Below are 17,661 nucleotides of genomic sequence, written 5' to 3' on the forward strand. Positions count from 1 at the left end.
CAGCTAGGGCGCGCCCCCCGAATCCGCGAGGATTCGGAGGACGCGCCCTAGGTTCGTGCAGCCCGCGTCAGACCCGCGCGGGCTCAGCCTCCTCGTCCGGACGCGGTTGCGCCGCTGCGGCGTCGCCGTGTCCGGGCCACCAGGCCTTGTGTCCGAGCAGTGCGGTGATCGAGGGCACCAGGAACATCGACATCACGAACGACGAGAGCAGGATGCCGAGCGCCACCGCGAAGCCCATCTCCGTCATCAGTGCGATACCGGAGAGCAGCATCGACCCGAAGGTGCCGGCCAGGATGATGCCCGCCGCGCCGACCGACGGTCCGCCGTGCTCGATGCCCAGGCGGGCGGCCTCCCGCGGATCGCGGCCCTCGCGGGCCTCCTCCCGCAGCCGCGCGATCATCAGGATGTTGTAGTCGGTGCCGATCGCCACCACGAACAGGTAGAGCATGATCGGCAGCGAGAACGAGATGCCGGGCCGATCACCGACCACGCTGAACAGGAACGCGGTCGCGCCCATGGTCGAGAAGAACACCAGCACCACCGACGCCATCAGGTACAGCGGCGCCACCAGCGACCGCAGCAGCAGCCCCAGGATCAACGCGATCAGGACGCCGGCCACCGGGAAGATCACCGACAGGTCGCGATTGTTGGCGTCGCGGATGTCGGTGAACGCGGCGGTCGGTCCGCCGACCAGTACCTCGGTTCCGGCAGGCGCGGCGGCGTGCGCGGCGTCGCGGAGCGGGTCGATCGCGTCGAGTGCCTCGTTGGACTGCGGGCTGTAGTTCAGCAGCAGGTTGATCTGCGCGGTGCTGCCGTCCTTGGAGATCAGCGCGAAGCCGCCGTCCGGTCCCGCGGGCATGGCGCCGCCGATGCCGGGGGCGGAGGCCAGTTCGTGTGCCACCCGCTCCGCCTCGGCAGGATCAAGCGGGGCGCCGTTGGTGGAGTGCAGGTACACCAGGGTCGGATTCAGCGCGCCGGCCGGGAAACCGGACTGCAGGTCCTTGATGCCGCGCGCCGACTCCGTGGTCGAGGGCAGCTGGCCTAGCTGGTCGTAGTCCGTCTTGAAGCCGAACATGCCCAGCGCCAGCACGACGAGCAGCCCGCCGGAGATCAGTGCGACCAAGCCGGGGCGCCGCCCGGTGAACGCGCCGAGCTTGGCGAACACGGTGCCCTTCGGCTCCTTCTGCCAGGACTTCGACGGCCAGAACACCTTGGTGCCGATCAGCGAGACGATGGCCGGGATCAGGGTGAGCGAGGCCAGCGCCATGATGCCGACGCCGATGGCCAGGCCGGGGCCGAGGCTGCGGAACGCGCCGAACACGGCGAGCAGCAGCGCACAGAACGCGACGATGATCGCGCCGGCGGCGGAGGCGATGACCTCGCCGACCCGCTCGACGGCGTGGATCAGTGCGGCGGTCTTGTCCTCGCCCGCGCGCAACCGTTCACGGAAGCGGAACAGCAGGAAGAGGATGTAGTCGGTGCCGACACCGAACAACACCACGGTGAGAATGATCTGCAGCGACTGGTCGACCTGCAGGCCGGTGCCCTTCGCGACGAGCGCGATGATGCCCGGTGCGATGGACGAGACGATCCCGACCGAGACGATGGGCAACAGTGCGGCGACAGGGCTGCGGTAGATGACCAGCAGCAGGCCGATGATCAGCAGGACCGTGACGATGCCGATGATCGCCTCGGCGTTCTTGAAGGCTTCCTCGTTGTCGACCATGAGGGCGGCGTCGCCGGTGACCGATATCCGCAGGTCGCTGCCCTTCAGCGACGTCGTGCCGATCTCGCGGATCTGCTTGACCGCCTCGCCGACCGGCTTCTCGTCCGGCATGCCCTTCAGGCCGACGCTGACCAGCTGAACCTGTCGGTTCTCGGAGACTGCCTGGGGTCCGGTCTGGACTGCCACGACGCGCTCGATGCCGGCCGAGTTCACGGTCCCGGCCAGACCCTCGATCTTGGCCTGGTCGTCCGTGGACAGTGCCTGCCCGTCCTCGCGCTTGATCACGATGGTCGCGGTGGCGTCCTCGGTCTTCGCGAACTGGTCCTCCGCGAGGTGCTGCGCCTGAATGGATTCGTACTTGTCCGGGAGGAACCCGGACTGTTCCTTGTTGAGTACGTCGCTCAGGGTGGGCGCGAAGGCCACCACCGCGACCGCGGCGATGATCCACGCCGCGATGATCTTCCATGGATTGTGTACGACGAACCGAGCTAATTTCTCGAACATGTGCCCCTCCACACCGCGTTCTTCGATTTTGCCTACCGTGCGGTAGGTAGACTAGCGAGGTGCCGGGTGCCCGGCAACAGCAATTACGGTGGCGCGATCCGACGGCAGGTCGGCGTCAGTTGTGGAGGTGGACGGCGTGGGTGCTCGGGACACGAGGTCGGCCATTCGCGCGGCGGCGCTGCGACTGTTCCTCGCCAAGGGCGTGGAACAGACGAGCCTGCGGGAGGTGGCCGACGAGGTCGGCATCACCAAGGCATCGCTCTACTACCACTACGAGTCCAAGGCGGACCTGCTCGCGGCCGTGGTGGCACCGGTGCTGTTCGTCATGCGCGACGTCGTCGACGGGCTGTCGGGGACGCCCCACGACCAGGACGCCGTTCGAGAACTACTGCGCCGCTATCTCGTCGGATTGCTCAACCACCGCGCCGAGGGATCGCTGTTCGTCCGGGACGCCGCCGCGATGTCGGCCGCGCTCGAGTCGATGCTGCCGGAGCTGATGGACCTGAGCAATCGCCTCCACGCGTGGTTGGCCGGTCCGAGCGCCACCGCCGAGGACACCATTCGCGCCATCGCGGCGGTTCAGGTCCTCGGCACCGCGCTGACGGCGGACACCCAGGTGCCCGACGCGTCCGACGGCGAAATCGAGGCGGTCCTGCTGGACGCCGCGATGAACGTGTTGAGGCCCGGGACGATCGGCACCGAACACTGGGCGCCGATCGGTCCCGGCTCTACACGCTGAGCAGTTTCTGCTCGCCCGCGAGCAGTCCGCGACGCGCCAGGATCGGCCGCACCCCCTCGCCGAACCAGTACGCCTCCTCCAGATGCGGATACCCGGACAGCACGAACTCGTCCAGGCCGAGCGCGTGGTACTCCTCGATCCGGTCGGCGACCTCCTCGTGGCTGCCGACCAGGGCGGTGCCCGCCCCGCCGCGGACCAGCCCCACACCTGCCCACAGGTTCGGGGCGATCTCCAGAGACGCGGTGCTGCCACCGTGCAGGGCCGCCATCCGCCGCTGCCCCTCCGACTCGGACCGCGCGAACCGGGCGCTGGCGTCCGCGATCGCGGTGGGGTCCAGGCCGGCCAGCATCTTGTCGGCGACCGCCCAGGCCTCCTTCCCGGTGTCGCGGGTGATCACGTGCAGCCGGATGCCGAATCTGACTGTCCGCCCGGCTCGTTCGGCGTGCTCGCGCACGGCGGCGACCTTCGCGGCGACCTGGGCGGGCGGCTCGCCCCAGGTGAGGTAGACGTCGGCGTTCCGGCCGGCGACCGGCAGTGCGGCCGCCGAGGAGCCGCCGAAGTAGATGGGCGGCACCGGGTTCGGCGGCGCGGAGGTGGTCGCCCCGACGAGCTTGTAGTGCTCGCCGTCGAAGTCGAACGGCGTCTCGCCCCACGTCCCGCGCAGCGCCTGCAGGAACTCGTCCGTGCGGGCGTAGCGCTGGTCCTTGGTCAACCAGTCGCCGTAGCTCTGCTGCTCCGTCGAGTCGCCGCCGGTCACCACGTTGAGAAGCAGCCGACCGCCCGAGAGTCGTTGGTAGCTGGCGGCCATCTGTGCGGCGAGGGTGGGGGAGATGACGCCGGGCCGGAACGCGACCAGGAACTTCAGCCGCTCGGTGAGCGGGATCAGCGCGGCGGTGGTGAGCCAGGCGTCCTCGCAGTGCGTGCCGGTCGGGGTGAGCACGCCGGTGAAGCCGGCGTGCTCGGCGGCCCGGGCGACCTGGGTCAGGTATTCGAGGGTGGGTGCGCGATCGCCGGCGGTGCGGGGATCGGCGGTCGAGGAGTTCGAGTTGTCCACGATGCCGCGGCCGTCCCCTGCGGTGGGTAGGAACCAGTGCAGATCGACGCTCATGGGAGTCTCCGAGATGTCGGCGCGGTGAGGTGACCGCAAATGGCATCGCACCGAGGGGAATTCGGCGCGGCGGGGCTGGGAGGGGCGGCGGGGCCGCTATCGACACAGAGCGGCCGCAACGCGCAGCAGGCCGACGTGGCGTCGCACCGTGAGCGCAGCGTTGCTGGACATGAGTCCAGGTTCGCAGCGGGCGACGGACCTGTCAACGTATTCCTTGTCGATTTCATACCCTGGTGATAGGAATTAGCGCCGGACGGTTTCGGCAGCGAGGGGAGGCGCGGCGTGCACATCAGCGCGAAGGTCGACTACGCCGTGCGGACGCTCGTCGAGTTGGCCGCTGCCGAGGGCGCGGCCCCCGTCAAGGCCGAGTACCTCGCCGCCGCGCAGACCATCCCGCACAAGTTTCTCGAGGCGGTCCTCGGTGACCTGCGTCGCGCGGGCATGGTCCGGAGCCGCCGTGGGCCCGACGGCGGCTACTGGCTGGCCCGCCCGGCGGCCGAGATCGCGGTCGCCGATGTGATTCGCGCGGTCGAGGGGCCCCTCGCGTCGGTCCGCGGTCAGCGGCCGGAGGAGGTCCGCTATGCCGGGGCGGCCGCGCCGCTGCTGGACGTGTGGATTGCCGTCCGGGTCAATCTGCGCGCCGTCCTCGAATCGGTTTCGGTCGCCGACATCGCCGCGGGGAAGCTGCCCGAGTTCGTCGGCGAGCTGACCGCCGATCCGCAGGCCTGGCGGCGCCGCTGACCGTGTCCCTGCGCGCCGACGGCAGGTAAATCACCTGGTTGGTAGCCTCGGTCACTATGTTGTACTCACTGTTGCGCACATACCTGCGGCCGTACCGGGCCGATCTGGCGGGTGTGATCGTGCTCCAGTTCATCTCCACCATCGCCTCGCTCTACCTGCCCAGCCTCAACGCGGAGATCATCGACAAGGGAGTGACGAAGGGCGACACCGGCGTCGTGCTCTCGACCGGCGGCATCATGCTCCTGGTCACCATCGTGCAGATCGCGTGCAGCATCGGGGCAGTCTTCTTCGGGGCCAGGGCGGCGATGGGCCTCGGCCGAGACCTACGGGCCGCGGTGATGCACAAGGTCGGTGACTTCTCGGCCCGCGAGGTCGGTTTCTTCGGTGCGCCGTCCCTGATCACCCGCAACACCAACGACGTCCAGCAGATCCAGATGGTCGTCGTGATCAGCTGCACCATCCTGGTCTCGGCGCCGATCATGTGCGTCGGCGGCATCATCATGTCGATCCAGCAGTCGAAGGGCCTGGCCTGGGTGCTCGCCGTCGCGGTACCGGTCCTGGCGCTGACGATGTTCCTGGTGATCCGGAAGATGGTCCCGCTGTTCCGGTCCATGCAGGTCCGCATCGACGCCATCAACCGGGTGCTGCGTGAGCAGATCACCGGCATCCGCGTGGTGCGCGCGTTCGTCCAGGAGCGCGCGGAGGCCGAGCGGTTCGGCGGCGCCAACGACCAGCTGGTGGACACCTCGCTGCGGGTCGGCAGGCTGATGGCGTTCATGGGCCCCGCGGTGATGCTCATCGCGAACCTCACCAGCGTCTCGGTGCTGTGGCTCGGTGCGCACCTGATCGACAACGGGCAGATGCAGATCGGCGCGCTCACCGCGGTGCTGTCCTACATCATGCAGATCCTGATGTCCGTGATGATGGTGACCGTCATGACGGTGCTGTTGCCACGCGCCTCGGTCTGCGCCGAGCGGATCACCGAGGTCCTCGACACCGTGCCGACGGTGCAGACCCCCACCTGGCTGCTGGCCGGCTGGCGCGAACGCGGCATCGTGGAGATGCGCGAGGCGACGTTCGCCTTTCCCGGCGCCGACGAGCCCGTCCTGCGCGACGTCAGCTTCCTCGCCGAGCCGGGCATGACGACCGCGATCATCGGCGGCACCGGCTCGGGCAAGTCGACCCTGCTGAACCTGATTCCCCGACTGATCGACGTCACCGACGGCCAGGTCCGGGTCGGCGCGGCAGATGTCCGCGCCGTCGACCCCGACCGGCTGCGCGCGTCGATCGGACTCGTCCCGCAGAAACCGTTCCTGTTCTCCGGGACGATCGCGAGCAACCTGCGCTACGGCAAACCCGACGCCACCGACGCGCAACTGTGGCGATGTCTCGAGATCGCGCAGGCCGCCGACTTCGTGCGCGCGATGCCCGAGGGCCTCGCCACCCCGGTCGCGCAGGGCGGCACCACCGTCTCGGGCGGTCAGCGGCAGCGGCTGGCGATCGCCCGGGCCCTGGTCCGGGAGCCGGAGATCTACCTGTTCGACGACTCCTTCTCGGCGCTGGACCTCGGTACCGACGCCCGGCTGCGGGCCGCACTGCGGCCCGTCACCCGAGACGCCTGCGTCATCATCGTCGCGCAGCGCGTCTCCACCATCATCGACGCCGACCAGATCCTCGTTCTCGACGACGGCCGGATCGTCGGCGCCGGCACCCACGACCAGCTACTCGAACGCTGCGAGACCTACGCGGAGATCGTCGCTTCCCAGTTCTCCGCGCAGGAGGCGTCATGAGTGCGATGCGGGGTCCGATGGCACCGGCCGCCGGCCCGGCGAAGAAGGCGATGAACTTCGGGCCGTCCGCGAGGCGCCTGCTCGCCAGGCTGGCTCCGCACAAGATCGAGCTCGTGGTGGTCGTCGTGCTCGCCGCGGCCTCCGTGGTGCTCAGCGTCGTCGGCCCGAAGATCCTCGGCCACGCCACCAACATCATCTTCGACGGCATCGTCGGCAAGCAGCTGCCCGCCGGCCTGACCAAGGACCAGGCGGTCGCCGGTCTGCGCGAACAGGGCCAGGGCACGCTCGCCGACATGGTGTCCGGGATGGACGTGGTGCCCGGCGCCGGCATCGACTTCGGTGCGATGACCCGCGTCCTCGCCCTGGTGCTCGGCCTCTACCTGTTGTCGTCGCTGTTCGGCTGGTTGCAGGCCTACCTGCTCAACAACATCGTCCAGGGCACCATCCGGCGGCTGCGCACCGACGTCGAGGAGAAGATCCACCGGCTTCCGCTGCGGTACTTCGACACCAACCAGCGCGGTGACCTGCTCAGCCGGGTCACCAACGACATCGACAACGTCGCGCAGACCGTGCAGCAGACCATCAGTCAGCTGCTCACCTCGCTGCTCACGGTGATCGGCATCCTGGCGATGATGTTCTGGATCTCGCCGCTGCTCTCGCTGATCGCGATCCTGACCGTGCCCGCGACGATCGCGGTCACCGCGGTGATCGCGAAGCGGTCGCAGAAGCACTTCGTCGCGCAATGGCAGACGACAGGTGCGCTCAACGCCCAGATCGAGGAGGCGTTCACCGGGCACGAGCTGGTCAAGGTGTTCGGGCGCCAGGGCGAGGTCGAGGCCGAGTTCGACCAGAAGAACGAACACCTCTACCAGTCGGCGTTCAAGGCGCAGTTCATCTCCGGGATGGTCATGCCGGCGGTCATGTTCCTCGGCAACCTGAACTACGTCGCCATCGCGGTCCTCGGCGGCATGCGGGTGGCCTCCGGCACGATGTCCCTCGGTGACGTGCAGGCCTTCATCCAGTACTCGCGCCAGTTCACCCAGCCGCTCACGCAGGTCAGCTCGATGGCGAACCTCATGCAGTCCGGCGTCGCGTCCGCCGAGCGGGTCTTCGAGCTGCTCGACGAGGACGAGCAGAGCCCGGACCGGGTGCCGGCGGCGACGCCCGCGACCCGACGCGGCCGCGTCGACTTCGACCGGGTGTCGTTCCGCTACGCGGAGGATCAGCCGCTGATCGAGAACCTGTCGTTGACCGCGCACCCCGGTCAGATGGTCGCGATCGTCGGGCCCACCGGCGCGGGCAAGACCACGCTGGTGAACCTGATCATGCGGTTCTACGAGGTGAACTCCGGCCGGATCCTGTTGGACGGCACCGATATCGCGCAGATGACCCGCGACGACCTGCGGTCCCGGATCGGCATGGTGCTGCAGGACACCTGGCTGTTCGGCGGGACCATCCGCGAGAACATCGCCTACGGGATGGCGGACGCCACCGAGGAGCAGATCGTCGCTGCGGCACGGATGAGCTACGTCGACCGATTCGTGCACTCGCTGCCCGACGGCTACGACACCGTCATCGACGAGGAGGGCAACAACGTCAGTGCGGGCGAGAAGCAGCTGATCACCATCGCCCGGGCGTTCCTGTCACAGCCGTCGATCCTGATCCTCGACGAGGCGACGAGTTCCGTCGACACCCGCACCGAGCTGTTGGTCCAGCACGCCACCGCGGCCCTGCGCAGCGACCGCACCGCCTTCGTGATCGCGCACCGGCTCTCGACCATTCGCGACGCCCACCTGATCGTGGTGATGGAGGACGGGCACATCGTCGAGCAGGGCACCCACGAGGAGCTGCTCGCGCATCGCGGGGCCTACTTCGAGCTCTACAACAGCCAGTTCGTCGGGCCGGTCGCAGTCGAGGCGTGAACGAGCTGATTGGATGAGTGACGTGCCAGCAACGACCGACGACGCAGTACCGGTGCCCACCCCGTCCGACCCGTTCTTCACTGTCGGCACCCGGCTGCCCGGTCGGCTGGGGCGTACCGGCACCATCCACACCCCGCACGGCGACATCGCCACCCCCGCGTTCATCGCGGTCGGCACCAACGCCACCGTCAAGGCGGTGCTGCCGGAGACGATGAAAGACCTTGGCACGCAGGCGGTTCTGGCGAACGCCTACCACCTGTACCTGCAGCCGGGTCCCGACGTCGTCGACGAGGCGGGCGGGCTGGGGCGGTTCATGAACTGGCCGGGGCCGACCTTCACCGACAGCGGCGGGTTCCAGGTGATGTCGCTGGGCGTCGGGTTCAAGAAGGTGCTGTCGATGAACTCGGTCGGCGTGCAGTCGGACGACGTCATCGCGGCCGGCAAGGAACGTCTCGCGCACGTCGACGACGACGGCGTGACCTTCAAGTCGCATCGTGACGGCTCCCGGCACCGGTTCACGCCGGAGGTCTCGATGGGCATCCAGCACCAGCTCGGTGCGGACATCATCTTCGCCTTCGACGAGCTGACCACCCTCTTCAACACCCGCGGCTACCAGGAAGAATCCGTCGAGCGCACCCAGGCCTGGGCGATCCGCTGCATCGCCGAACACGAAAAGCTCACCGCCGAGCGTGCGGACAAGCCGTACCAGGCACTGTTCGGGGTGGTGCAGGGCGCGCAGTACGAGGACCTGCGCAGGCAGGCCTGCCGTGGGCTCGAGTCCATCGAGGGGGAGTCCGGCCGCGGGTTCGACGGCTACGGCATCGGCGGCGCGCTCGAGAAGCAGAACCTCGGCACCATCGTCCGCTGGTGCAACGAGGAGTTGCCCGAGCACAAGCCCCGCCACCTGCTGGGCATCAGCGAACCGGACGATCTGTTCGTCGCCATCGAGAACGGTGCCGACACCTTCGACTGCGTCAACCCGTCGAGAGTGGCCAGGAATGCCGCGATGTACACCGAGGGTGGGCGATTCAACGTCAATACCGCGCGTTTCCGCCGCGATTTCAACCCGATCGACGAGAACTGCGACTGCTACACCTGCCGCAATTACACGCGCGCGTATCTCCACCACCTGTTCAAGGCGAAGGAAATGCTCGCGTCCACGCTCGCGACGATTCACAACGAGCGATTCACCATCCGGCTGGTGGACCGGATCAGGGACAGTATCGACGGCGGATACTTCGACGAGCTGAAGTCGGAGACCCTGGGCCGGTTCTACGGGCCCGGCAAGGCGTAGCGGGCGATCGCCGGACCAGCCGCCGTCGATCCGTTCAGCGGAGAATTCCCATCATGCCGAGAAGCACTTGCATAGCCTTCAGGTTGTCGACGGACGAGAGAGTGAAGACGGGTTCGGAGAGAATCGGCGGATCGCCCTGATTCATTGACGTGCCCTCCCGGTCGGGTTTGGTTGTCGCCGGGAACGTACCAGCTGGTCTCGGCTGGCGTTGTCGATTCTGCGCGATGGCAGCAGCAGTCGGGGCGGGTTGCTACGAGGCCAGAACGTACGTCGGCTCGCGCTTCTTCACGTAGGCGATGACACGATAGGTGATCGGCATGACCAGCACCTCGACCAGCGTCTTCCAGACGAAGCCGACGATCACGTAGTTGACGAAGTCGTCCCAGGTGCTGATTCCGATGGCGCCCGCCGCGATGGAGCAGAAGATCAGGGTGTCCGCGAACTCGCCGACGATCGTGGACCCGATCAGCCGGGCCCACAGGTGCTTCTCCTTGGTGCGTTCCTTGATCGACACCATCACCAGCGAGTTCAGCATCTGACCGACGAGGTAGCCGGCCAGGCCGGCGAGCAGCAGTCGCGGGTACACCCCGACCACAGCGGACAGCGCGTCCTGGTGCTCGTAGAAGTCGGCCGAGGGCAGCGCGATGAGTACCCAGAAGCAGCCCGACGCCAGGATCATGGCGCCGAAGCCCAGGTAGATCGCGCGCCGGGTGGACTTGAACCCGTACACCTCGCTGAGCACGTCGCCGAGCACGTAGGCGAGCGGGAACAGGAAGAACCCGCCGTCGGTGATGATCGGCAGGACCTGGAACGGACCGACGCTCAGGTCGGAGTCCGCGAAGAATGCCACCCCCTTGGTGGCGCAGATATTGGAGATCAACAGCGTCGCGGTGAAGAGCGCCACGAAGGTCGGGTAGTAGCCGCGTCCCGCGTGGGCGAAGACCGTGGTCTCGGAGTTCTTCTCGACCGGTTCTGTCACTGTCACGGGGCCATCCAAGCACCGATACGACGCCGGGCGCGAACCCGACCCTGGTGGGAGGGGTTCGCGCCCGGCGCTTTCGCGAGGATTGTCCGATCAGGCCGTGACCCGGCCGCCGACGACGACGCGGTACGCGTACGTCGAGGCGATGACCGTCATCGGGACGGTGATGAGCAGGCCCAGTCCGCAGGGGATCGCACCGAGAATGTTGATGCCGACCAGGGCCAGGGCCAGCAGCACCAGGGTGCCCACATTCGCCGAGATGGCGTGGAAGCTGGACTTGATCGCGGTCACCGCGTCCTGCTCCTGGTCGAGGACGAACTGGAGCGTCCACCAGGTCAGGAACACCACGATGATGCCCGGGATGATCAGCAACAGGAAGCCGATCCAGCTGAGGACCGCGACGATCAGGCTGGCAATGATGATCGCGCCGACGTTCGTGAACTGGAAGAACGATCCGAAGTCCGGGCGATTGCCGTCGAGCTCGTTCAGCGCGCCGCGGACCAGTGCGGCGTTGATGAGATAGCCCACCACCGCGGCGACGAGCGAACCGATGATCCGGACCGGCGAGTAGATGTCCGAGAAGTCGTTACCGGACGAGAAGCCGCCGAAGATGAGGCTGATCACGGCCTGGATGACCGCTGCGATCACCACGATGCCGACCCAGACGCCCGCGTTGGCGCTGAACTTGCTCCACGCATAGCTGATGGCGTTCCCGACGCTCAGTTGCTGCGGGCCGGCGGGACCGCCGTAGCCGGGTCCGGGGTAGTTCGGCGCGTCGTACCCGCCGGGCGGCGGGGGCGGCGGCGGGTAGCCACCGGGCTGCGGCTGCCCGTAGCCGGGCGGCGGGGGATAGCCGCCGGGCTGGTTAGGAAACCCGCCCTGCTGGGGCGGCTGGCCGTAGCCGGGCGGCGGGGGCGGCGGGTAGCCGGGCTGGCCGCCCGCAGGCGGGGGCGGATATCCCTGTGCCGGATTCGGCGGCTGCGGGGGATGGGGCGGCTGCGGGGGATGTGGCGGCTGCTGGGGATTCTGCGGGTAATTCGGGTCCGGGGTTTGCCCGGGTCCGGAACCTCCGGGGGGCGGGTTCTCACTCACTTGGTTTCCCTCGTACTTCCGTCATGGTCGAAATGGTCGCCATTTTGGCAGTGCTGCGACGACAATACGTGTCCTCGAGTTGTTGCACACCTTCACGATCAGGCGATTCGTACCGATTCGGCCACGACTATTAACTTCGCGTGAATATCCGTGGGCGAATGCGGCCCGGCCGAGACACCATTTGTCGATCAGGTCAGCCCCGCGAAGGCTAGGGGTGGTCGCCGGCGTTTGCCAGACAACACGCGGCTAACTCGGCGTCGGGTTGCCCACACCCGTCACGGAGCGGGAAAGATCCACGGATCGCGAGGAAGTGCGGCCGGGTCGAACCGGGAGAGCAGATCCGGCAGCGTCGGGGTCTCGTCGTCTGCGGCCATTCCGAGCGACCGGGCGAGCACTGCCCGCACCTCGTCCGGATCGTGGCCGGCCGCCCGCTGGTCGGCGAGGGTGACGGCGCCGTCCCGCTTCGCCAGTCGCTTCTTCTCGTGGTTGAGCGCGAGCGGGACGTGCGCGTACCGCGGCGCCGGCAGCCCGAGCAGGCGTGCGAGGTAGGCCTGCCGGGGCGCGGAACTGAGCAGGTCGTCGCCGCGGACCACCTGGTCGACACCCTGGTCGGCATCGTCGACGACCACCGCGAGGTTGTAGGCGGGGACGCCGTCGCCGCGCCGGAGCACCACGTCGTCGATCGCGCCGCTGTACCTGCCGTGCAGTTCGTCGTCGACGGTGAACTCGTTCGCCGCGGCGCGTAGCCGAACCGCGGGCGGTCGTCCGGCGTCCCGCTTGGCCTGACGCTGCGCCTCGCTGAGGTCGCGACAGGTGCCCGGGTAGTGCCCGTCGGGACCGTGCGGCGCGGTCGCGGCCTGCTGTATTTCCCTTCTCGTGCAGAAGCACTCGTACGTCAGGCCCGCGTCGGTGAGCGTGTCGAGGGCCGCGGCGTACAGCGGCAGTCGCTCGGACTGGCGGACGATCTCGCCGTCCCAGTCGAGTCCGAGGGCGGCCAGGTCGTCGAGTTGCCGCGCCTCGGCGCCGGGGCGGACGCGGTCGAGATCCTCGACGCGGATCAGGAAGCGGCGGCCGGTGGAGCGGGCGAACAGCCAGGCGAGCAGCGCGGTGCGCAGGTTGCCCAGGTGCAGATCGCCGGACGGGCTGGGTGCGAATCGACCGGCACCCGGTACCCACAAACTCATGGCGCCACCCTATCGAGGCTCGGGAATCCGGTCGTGAAAGCGCGCACGGGACGCGTCCGCGTCCACTATCTTGGACGGATGTCCAACTGTACGTTCGAGCAGGCGCGGACGGCCGTCGCCGCCGCCGCGCGCGAGCTGTCGAGCGACGGTCTGGTCCTCGGCTCGGCGGGCAACATCAGCATCCGGCTCGACGAGGGAATCGCGGTCACCGCGACCGGGGCACGATTCGAGACGCTGGTCCCGGAACAGGTCACCCTCGTCGACCTCGACGGTCGGATCGTCGCCGGCGAGCTCGTTCCCACCTCGGAACTCGACCTGCACCTCGGGATCTATCGCCGGTACGGAGCGGGCGCGGTCGTGCACACGCACGCGCCGACCTGCGTCGCGGTCACCTGCGTCACCGACGAACTGCCCTGCGTGCACTACCAGATGCTGACCTTCGGCGGCGCCGTCAAGGTCGCACCGTTCGCGCCCTTCGGCAGCGCGGAACTGGCCGACCACGTGGCCGAGGCGCTGGTGGGCAAGACCGCGGCGCTGATGGCCAACCACGGCACCGTCACCTACGGCGCCGACCTCGCCGCCGCGATGGACGCGACGCGCCTGCTCGAGTGGGCGGCGACGGTGTACTGGCGTGCCCGGTCCATGGGCGAGGTGCGCGCCCTCGACGGCGAGGCGCAGGCCGCCGTGATCCGGGCGGCCGTCGAATCGAAGTACGGCAGCACCCGACCGTCCTGAAACCCTACGACCACACTGGAGCAAGATCGTGAAAGTTGTTGCGCTGGGAGTGCACATCCTCGATGTCCTGGCCCGGCCCGTCGCCGAGATCCCGGAAGGGCAGGGGTCCCAGCTCGTCGAGCAGATCAAGATCACTGCCGCGGGCGCCGCGGGCGGAACCGCGATCACCCTGGCCAAGCTGGGCGCCGAGGTCCACTCCGTCGGCGCGATCGGAGCCGACAACGCGGGCCGGATGCTGACCATGATGCTCGAGGACTACGGCATCTCGTGCGAGCACCTGGTGCGCAAGCCCGACCTGCAGACGTCCGCGACGGTGCTGCCCATCCGGCCGAACGGCGACCGTCCCGCGTTCCACGTCGTCGGCGCCACCGCGGGGTACACGCTGGCGGACGTCCCGATGGACCTCGTGGCCGAGGCGACACACCTGCACTTCGGCGCACCGGAGTTCCTCGGCGGTGAGGCCGCGGCGACGGTACTCGCGCACGCCAGGGCCAACGGGGTGACCACCTCCGCCGACATCCTGGCCGAGGGCAACCCGGGACTGCTCGAGTGGATCGCACCGGCCCTGCCGCACCTGGACTATCTGCTGCCCAACGACGAGCAGGTGCTGGGGTTCACGGGCGCCGACACCCTGCTCGACGGCTGCCGGGCACTGCTCGAGCGCGGCGTCGGCTGCGTGGCCGCCACCGCGGGCGCGGACGGGGCGGTCGTGGTGGATGCCCACTCGCACACCGCCGTTCCCGCCTTTCCCGTCGAGGTCGTCGACACGACCGGGTGCGGGGACGCGTTCTCCGCGGGTTTCGTGCGCGGCCTCGGGCTCGGCATGACGGCCACCCAGGCGGCCGAATTCGGTTGCGCCGCAGCAGCACAGGTCGCGACCGGGCTCGGGAGCGATCACGGCGACTTCGACCTGGGCGCCCTGCGCGCGTTCGTCGACACGTACGCCGCGGCGCTCCGATGAGTCGGTCCAGTGCCCCGGCCGTCGACGTCGTCGTGGTCGGCGCGGGGCTGTCCGGGCTCGCTGCCGCCCGGAGTCTGACGGCCCGCGGACATGCGGTCCGGGTGCTCGAGGCAGGCGCACAGGTCGGCGGCCGCACCCGCAACCACCTACTCGCCGGAGTCAACGTCGACCTCGGTGGCACGTTCGTCGGACCGGGCCAGGACCGCATCCTCGCTCTGGCACACGAGACCGGCTGCGACTACCACCGGACCCACACGACCGGGCAGAGCGCCATCTCGTGGCGCGGCACGTTGCGCCGGTACGACGGGACCGTTCCGACGCTCGGTGCTCTCGAACTGGCCGACATCGGCCGGCTGCAGCTGATCGTGGGGCGCATCGTCGCGGGCATGCGGGCCGGTGCACCGTGGGAGACGAAGAACGCGGCGGAACTCGATTCGCACACGCTGACCAGTTGGTTGCGGTCCCGGCGCGCGTTGGCCTCGACTCACGCGCTCTTCGCGATCGTCGCGAAGACCACCTGGGGATGCGAGCCCGACGAGATCTCGATGCTGTACGCGCTGGACTACATTCGCGGCTGCGGCGGCCTCGACCGGATGCTCGACACCGAGGGCGGCGCGCAGCAGGAGCACTTCCCCGGCGGTGCGCACTCCATCGCCGTGCGGATGGCGGAGGAGCTGGGCGAACGGGTCACGGTCGGCTCTCCGGTGCGCAGGATCGAGTGGCGCGACGGCGGCGCAGTGGTGCACACCGACACCGAATCGCTCGACTGCCGCGCGGTGGTCGTCGCGGTGCCCCCCGCGGTGCGCGGGTCGATCGCCTTCGAACCGGCGCTGCCGGAAGAACATCGGAGCCTGGGCCAGCGGTGGCCGCAGGGGGTGCTGACGAAGATCTACGCCGCCTACGAGCGCCCGTTCTGGCGCGACCGCGGGCTCAACGGGCAGGTCCTGTCCGATGCAGGTCCGATCTTCGCGACGTTCGACACCAGCCCGGCCCCGGACGGTCCGGGCATCCTGCTCGGATTCATCGGCGGTGACTACGCGCGTGAGTTCGATCGACTGCCCGAGCACGAGCGGCGCCTGCGCGCGCTGTCGTCGCTCGCGTCGATGTTCGGCGACGACGCCCTGCAGGCAACGGCATTCGTGGATCAGCGCTGGGCCGCCGAGTCGTGGATCGGCGGTGGCCCCACGGCCGTCGTGCCACCGGGAGTGCTCACCCGTTACGGGCGCACGCTGGCCGAACCGGTCGGACCGATCCACTGGGCAGGCACCGAGACCTCGACGGAGTGGGCGGGATACATGGACGGCGCGGTTCGTGCCGGGGAGCGGGCCTCGCACGAGTGTCTGGCGGCGTTGCGCGCCGTGGTCGCGTGACGGCGTCGCAGCACGGGAGGGAGAGTCGAATGGAGTGGTACCGCAGCTACAGCGTGGTCACGGCGGCATCGCCGCAGTCGGTCTACCGTCGGTGGACGGACATCGGCACGTGGGCCGAGGACGACGCCGATCTCGACTGGGTGCGAGTGAACGGGCCGGTGCGAGTGGGCGCGACCGGCAAGGTGAAGACGGGTGGGCCGGCGCAGCGCATCACCTTCACGGAGTTGACGCCCGGGCGGGCGATGAACTTCGAGATCGCGCTCCCGGGCGCCACGCTGTCGTTTCCGCACGCGATCGAGCAGCTCGCGGAGGGCATCCGGGTCACCCACGGCGTCCGTTTCAGCGGGCCGCTGGCCGGCCTGCTCGGATTCGTCGCCGGCCGCAAGATCGCGATGGGACTGCCGCTGGTGGTGCGCACGGTCGTGGACCGCGCGCTCGCGGCCGAGGTTGCCGCGCTCGAGCCCTAGGGCGATCCGAGTCGGGAAGGCCGGACACAGCAACGGCCCCCGACTGTCAGGGTCGGGGGCCGTCCGAGGGGAGTCCGGCGGACTCAGCTGCTGAAGGCGCCCACCAGCTGGCCGAAGACGGCCGCGAGGCCGCCCAGGCCCTCGCCGGCGACGTCGGCGCCGGTGCTGCCGGTGTTGAACGTGGGGACGGTGGGCTTGGTGTCAGCCATGGGTGGATCCTCCAGAAATCGGTGGTGTGTCGCTCGTGCACCGCGGACAGTAGCGGAACGTCGTTACCTGACGCACGGGTAAGAATCGGTGCGCGCAAAACCGTAGATGCAGAGAGTGACAGTGCGGTGTCCACCGTGTGAACGAAGTCTCACTCAACGGAAAATCGCTGCTCGGCAACGTATTCCGGGTCGGCTCAGGCCCGGCGTCCCAGCAGCCCGAGCAGTCGGGTCTGCGCGTCGGCATCGGCCGCGACCTCGACGGCCGGACCGCACACGCCCGGCGTGCGCAGCTGCTCACCGACCCGCTCGGCGAACCCGGCCGCCAAGGCGAGATCCTCCGCCGTGATGGTCTCGTCGAGCCCGGTGGCGCGGGCGAGGTCCCATCGGTGCACCACGAGGTCGAAGGTGAAGAAGGTGCCGAACGTGGCCGCGACCGAGGTGCGTCCGAGCTGGCCGTCGTACTCGCGGCTCGCCAGGGCGGGGTCGTCGAGGATCTCGAGCACCGCGTCACGGGTCTGCGTCCAGGCGCCGACCGGGTCGACGTCGACGTCCGGCACCGCCGGCAGGCTCAATCCGGCGGGGGTGAGTGGCATGGACTGGGTCTCGACAACGTGGCGGATCACGTCGCGGGCGGTCCATCCGTCGCACGGCGAGGGATTCTCCCAGCGGTCCGCGGGCACCGCCTCGACGGTGCGGGTCAGGGTTTCGGCCAGGCGGCGGTAGCGTTCGGCGGTCTCTGTGGTGTTCATCACTCGATGATGGTCCGCGGCGGTGCGCTCGGTCTTGAAGATTCGCGTCAGGGGTGCCCCGAACGCGGGACCGGCCCCACCCGACGTC

At 68.9% G+C, this 17,661-nt stretch carries 16 protein-coding genes; 9 read left to right on the forward strand and 7 right to left on the reverse strand.

The features are described from left to right. Positions 1 to 67 precede the first annotated feature (67 nt). Entirely contained in the window at positions 68 to 2,230 is a 2,163-nt protein-coding gene (locus tag ACFXGJ_RS19260) for an MMPL family transporter (RefSeq protein WP_378623299.1), read from the reverse strand. A gap of 136 nt (positions 2,231 to 2,366) precedes the next feature. Here ACFXGJ_RS19260 and ACFXGJ_RS19265 point away from each other — a divergent pair, with 136 nt between their 5' ends. Then, positions 2,367 to 2,969 (forward strand): TetR/AcrR family transcriptional regulator, encoded by a 603-nt coding sequence (locus ACFXGJ_RS19265; protein ID WP_378623305.1) that lies wholly within the window; start codon positions 2,367 to 2,369, stop codon positions 2,967 to 2,969. Here ACFXGJ_RS19265 and ACFXGJ_RS19270 read toward each other — a convergent pair. After that, the gene (locus tag ACFXGJ_RS19270; protein WP_378623307.1) at positions 2,959 to 4,077 is read right to left on the reverse strand and encodes an LLM class flavin-dependent oxidoreductase; all 1,119 of its coding nucleotides are present in this window, start codon (positions 4,075 to 4,077) and stop codon (positions 2,959 to 2,961) included. The two genes, ACFXGJ_RS19265 and ACFXGJ_RS19270, sit on opposite strands and share 11 nt — an antisense overlap. Positions 4,078 to 4,359: 282 nt before the next feature. On the opposite strand from ACFXGJ_RS19270, the gene ACFXGJ_RS19275 reads away from it, so the two are divergent. Genes ACFXGJ_RS19275 through tgt form a run of 4 tightly spaced genes read left to right on the forward strand, consistent with a single transcriptional unit; the run spans position 4,360 to position 9,824 of the window. Further along, positions 4,360 to 4,818, forward strand: a complete 459-nt coding sequence (locus ACFXGJ_RS19275) for an RrF2 family transcriptional regulator (protein WP_378623310.1) — start codon at positions 4,360 to 4,362, stop codon at positions 4,816 to 4,818. 56 nt (positions 4,819 to 4,874) lie between these two features. Continuing rightward, positions 4,875 to 6,608: an ABC transporter ATP-binding protein gene (locus ACFXGJ_RS19280; RefSeq protein WP_378623313.1), complete on the forward strand. Its 1,734-nt coding sequence runs from the start codon at positions 4,875 to 4,877 to the stop codon at positions 6,606 to 6,608. A 5-nt stretch (positions 6,609 to 6,613) separates the two neighbouring features. Further along, positions 6,614 to 8,530, forward strand: a complete 1,917-nt coding sequence (locus tag ACFXGJ_RS19285; RefSeq protein ID WP_378623340.1) for an ABC transporter ATP-binding protein — start codon at positions 6,614 to 6,616, stop codon at positions 8,528 to 8,530. Between the two features lie 13 nt (positions 8,531 to 8,543). Further along, positions 8,544 to 9,824, forward strand: coding sequence for a tRNA guanosine(34) transglycosylase Tgt (gene tgt, locus ACFXGJ_RS19290; RefSeq protein ID WP_378623316.1), 1,281 nt, complete (start codon positions 8,544 to 8,546; stop codon positions 9,822 to 9,824). 250 nt (positions 9,825 to 10,074) lie between these two features. Here tgt and ACFXGJ_RS19295 read toward each other — a convergent pair whose 3' ends face one another. From ACFXGJ_RS19295 to gluQRS, 3 genes are all read right to left on the reverse strand, one after another. Further along, positions 10,075 to 10,809: a queuosine precursor transporter gene (locus ACFXGJ_RS19295; RefSeq protein WP_378623319.1), complete on the reverse strand. Its 735-nt coding sequence runs from the start codon at positions 10,807 to 10,809 to the stop codon at positions 10,075 to 10,077. A 90-nt stretch (positions 10,810 to 10,899) separates the two neighbouring features. Beyond that, positions 10,900 to 11,898, reverse strand: a complete 999-nt coding sequence (locus ACFXGJ_RS19300) for a hypothetical protein (protein WP_378623321.1) — start codon at positions 11,896 to 11,898, stop codon at positions 10,900 to 10,902. 275 nt (positions 11,899 to 12,173) lie between these two features. Next, positions 12,174 to 13,082, reverse strand: coding sequence for a tRNA glutamyl-Q(34) synthetase GluQRS (gluQRS, locus tag ACFXGJ_RS19305; RefSeq protein WP_378623324.1), 909 nt, complete (start codon positions 13,080 to 13,082; stop codon positions 12,174 to 12,176). 78 nt (positions 13,083 to 13,160) lie between these two features. On the opposite strand from gluQRS, the gene ACFXGJ_RS19310 reads away from it, so the two are divergent. The 4 genes from ACFXGJ_RS19310 to ACFXGJ_RS19325 are packed head-to-tail and all read left to right on the forward strand — an operon-like array spanning position 13,161 to position 16,615. Continuing rightward, positions 13,161 to 13,817 (forward strand): class II aldolase/adducin family protein, encoded by a 657-nt coding sequence (locus tag ACFXGJ_RS19310; RefSeq protein ID WP_378623326.1) that lies wholly within the window; start codon positions 13,161 to 13,163, stop codon positions 13,815 to 13,817. A gap of 28 nt (positions 13,818 to 13,845) precedes the next feature. Next, the gene (locus ACFXGJ_RS19315; RefSeq protein ID WP_378623329.1) at positions 13,846 to 14,778 is read left to right on the forward strand and encodes a carbohydrate kinase family protein; all 933 of its coding nucleotides are present in this window, start codon (positions 13,846 to 13,848) and stop codon (positions 14,776 to 14,778) included. Next, a complete protein-coding gene (locus ACFXGJ_RS19320; RefSeq protein WP_378623332.1) occupies positions 14,775 to 16,148 on the forward strand; it encodes a flavin monoamine oxidase family protein in 1,374 nt (457 codons plus the stop codon). Before ACFXGJ_RS19315 ends, ACFXGJ_RS19320 begins: the two co-directional genes overlap by 4 nt. Before the next feature lie 29 nt (positions 16,149 to 16,177). Continuing rightward, positions 16,178 to 16,615 carry an SRPBCC family protein gene (locus tag ACFXGJ_RS19325; RefSeq protein WP_378623334.1) on the forward strand — a complete coding sequence of 146 codons (438 nt, stop codon included), beginning with the start codon at positions 16,178 to 16,180 and terminating at the stop codon, positions 16,613 to 16,615. A gap of 83 nt (positions 16,616 to 16,698) precedes the next feature. On the opposite strand, the gene ACFXGJ_RS19330 is transcribed toward ACFXGJ_RS19325, so the two are convergent. Both ACFXGJ_RS19330 and ACFXGJ_RS19335 read right to left on the reverse strand, forming a co-directional pair. Further along, a complete protein-coding gene (locus ACFXGJ_RS19330) occupies positions 16,699 to 16,824 on the reverse strand; it encodes a hypothetical protein (protein ID WP_378623336.1) in 126 nt (41 codons plus the stop codon). A 194-nt stretch (positions 16,825 to 17,018) separates the two neighbouring features. Next, positions 17,019 to 17,576: a TIGR03086 family metal-binding protein gene (locus tag ACFXGJ_RS19335; RefSeq protein WP_378623343.1), complete on the reverse strand. Its 558-nt coding sequence runs from the start codon at positions 17,574 to 17,576 to the stop codon at positions 17,019 to 17,021. Positions 17,577 to 17,661 lie beyond the last annotated feature (85 nt).

Source organism: Rhodococcus sp. NPDC059234 (genome assembly GCF_042754225.1).
Taxonomy (GTDB): Bacteria; Actinomycetota; Actinomycetes; order Mycobacteriales; family Mycobacteriaceae; genus Rhodococcus_G.